The organism is Methanobrevibacter sp. (genome assembly GCF_045577275.1).
GTDB lineage: Archaea > Methanobacteriota > Methanobacteria > Methanobacteriales > Methanobacteriaceae > Methanobrevibacter.
Window position 1 is genome coordinate 1 of sequence record NZ_JAZNIB010000209.1, and the last position, 2,640, is coordinate 2,640.

Below are 2,640 nucleotides of genomic sequence, written 5' to 3' on the forward strand. Positions count from 1 at the left end.
CCTAGTTCAAGGTACTTTAGAGCTTCCTCTTTTGTTCCTGTAAAACAGTGAACACAAGCCTTTTCACACATGTTCGGATACTTTTCAAGTATCTTCACCAAATCTTCATGCGCTTCTCTCTCATGTAGGAAGAGTGGCATATTCAATTCATCTGCGAGCTTTACCTGTTCCTCGAACCATTTCCTTTGAACATCTTGAGGGGAATAGTTTCTGTTGTAGTCAAGGCCACATTCTCCTATAGCCACTACACAGTCTTCCTTAGCAAATTCCCTTAAAGTGTCGATTGTGTTTTCATCACAGGTCTTTGCATCGTGAGGATGAACTCCTGCTGTAGAGAACAATACATCTTTGAATTGCTCTTGCTTTGCATAGTTCAATGCAGTTTCACTTGATTTGATGTGTGTTCCAGTTATGATGAACTGGCTTACTCCAACTGCATTTGCATTCCTGATGATTTCTTCCCTATTTTTGTCAAAGGACTTGTGCATTAAATTTAAGCCTATATCAATTAATCCAGTCATTTCAATCACTAAAACAAACTTTTAGAAAAAGTTTGATCAAAATAATTTTCATTTTTTATTAGAAAAAATTCTTAAAAGAAGTTTGAACAAAATTTTCTATTTTATAATTAAAAAAAAGTAATTGTGTTATCTATTCTGAGATAACACGGGTTCCTATCTTTTCGCCTTTAATGGCTCTAATTAGGTTTTGTGGGTCATTACCGTTAGCTATTACAGTTTCCAAATTGGAACGTTTGATCATTTGAATTGCAGTTGTGTCAATGAATTCATAGGTTCCTGCCTTGACTTCATTTCCACTGATGATATCCATCATATCTGAAGCTGTAATCTCTTCAATCAATTCAGCATCATCATACTTTTTAGGGTCTTTAGTGTAAAGTCCGTCAACAGCTGTCAAGTTGACTAGCATGTCTGCTTGAACATATTCTGCCAAGATTGCAGATACTGCATCAGTACTGTGTGCAGGTTCAGTTCCACCCATAACAACTATTTTTCCAGTTGCAGAAAATTCTAAAGCTTCCTGGAAGTTATGAGGAACTCTTTGATATGCGAAATCTCCAAGTGCAAGCAATAGGAGCTTTGCATTCACTCTTGTAACTTCTATTCCAATATCATCACATTTTGCTTCTCCTGCACCGAGGTCTCTTACAACTCCAATGTATTCTCTTGCAGGTTTTCCTCCACCTACAACAACAAATATTTCATGCTCTTCGCTTTGTTCCTTCAAGAGCTTAGCATATTCCTTAAATCTTTCAGCGTTGTAATCCTGTAATAATATTGATCCTCCAATAGCAGCTACAATTCTCATAAGTTCACCTTTCAAATGTTTTTTATAGTTTTTTTAGTTAGTTTTTTAGTAAATTTAGTAAATATCACTTAAATTGATTTTAACAAATTACTTAATATGGTTATAATTTATCTATTTAATTATATTTAAATTTACTATTGTATTCTTTAAACCAACTGAAATTCCATGTTTAAATTTACTATCGTATTGCTCTAAACCAACTGAAATTCTCTCCACCATAGTAGCTCACTAAAATTGATGTGATTATTTCAAGAATGAGAATTATCAATGCTGATTGAGGAGCAAAGAATATGAAAAATACAATTGCTAAAATGCATAATAAATAGAATATCACTTTTGTATTGCTTTTTCCATTGTCATTCAATATTGTTAGAATGCCTAAGACTATCGGAGCGAAGACAAGTCCAAGAATAATCCACAAGCATTCACCTAATGGAACTAAATTGTAAACAGGCAAATGCAGTAAATCCATGTATAGATAAGCTTCCAATACTGTCATGACAAGTCCAAACACACCACCTGCTATTGCCTGAGCCATTGTATGCTTCTTTAATGTGAATCTGCTCCAAATGAGTACTGGATATAGCAATCCAACCAAAGCGCCAATTGGTCCAAGAAGCATGATCAACGCAGCTACTGGTCCAGTGAGCCCAGTTGTATGGATGCTGATTTTCCATTTATAAGTAATGAGCAATACAATTAAGGTGTTCACTGCATAACAAAGTATTAAAACAATCAAGAAATTGGAAACTCCAAGAGCCCATGCGATTATAAATCCTATTAAGTAAGACAAGACCCCTACAATAAGAGGAACGAAACGGTCTTCCCTATTGGAAATGTCCTTGTCTGTATTCAGTTTCCTTGCCCAATAGAGGGTTATTGCCAGTGGCAAGATGGATGCAAAGATAAGTGAAATCAGTTCTATAATGATGAATTGGGTCCAATCAAAGCTGAATCCACTTGTAAATGGAATCCCATCACATGCAAGAATTATACAAATTAATGTAAATAATGGAATTGTGATGATTGGAGGATTTGTAAAAATAGAGATAGTATCAGCTATTTTAAGCTTCTTTTCATCTGTTTCATCATATTTGTTTTCCGTGTTGATGTTTTTTAGACCAAACAATTACTTTCCTCCGTTAACTTAATAAAAATAGTCTTTTTAAATAGTCTTATTTAAATAATCTATATCTTTTCAATTATTAATATTTTCTTAAAATTTTCTAGTTTTCATCATTACTTATATAAGTAACTTATACCAATATATAATATATTATATCAATTTAAGGTTATTATTATGGTTTGACA

Annotated in this window: 3 protein-coding genes; all 3 read right to left on the reverse strand. The window is 33.5% G+C overall.

Features of this window, described 5'->3' with window-relative positions; genetic code table 11:
* Positions 1-521: TatD family hydrolase (locus ACKI67_RS06045; protein ID WP_407462542.1), on the reverse strand; the 521-nt coding region annotated here is incomplete at its 3' end.
* A 130-nt stretch (positions 522-651) separates the two neighbouring features.
* Entirely contained in the window at positions 652-1,329 is a 678-nt protein-coding gene (pyrH, locus tag ACKI67_RS06050; protein WP_407462543.1) for a UMP kinase, read from the reverse strand.
* Positions 1,330-1,507: 178 nt separating this feature from the next.
* Positions 1,508-2,458, reverse strand: coding sequence for a hypothetical protein (locus ACKI67_RS06055; RefSeq protein WP_407462544.1), 951 nt, complete (start codon positions 2,456-2,458; stop codon positions 1,508-1,510).
* Positions 2,459-2,640: the final 182 nt, after the last annotated feature.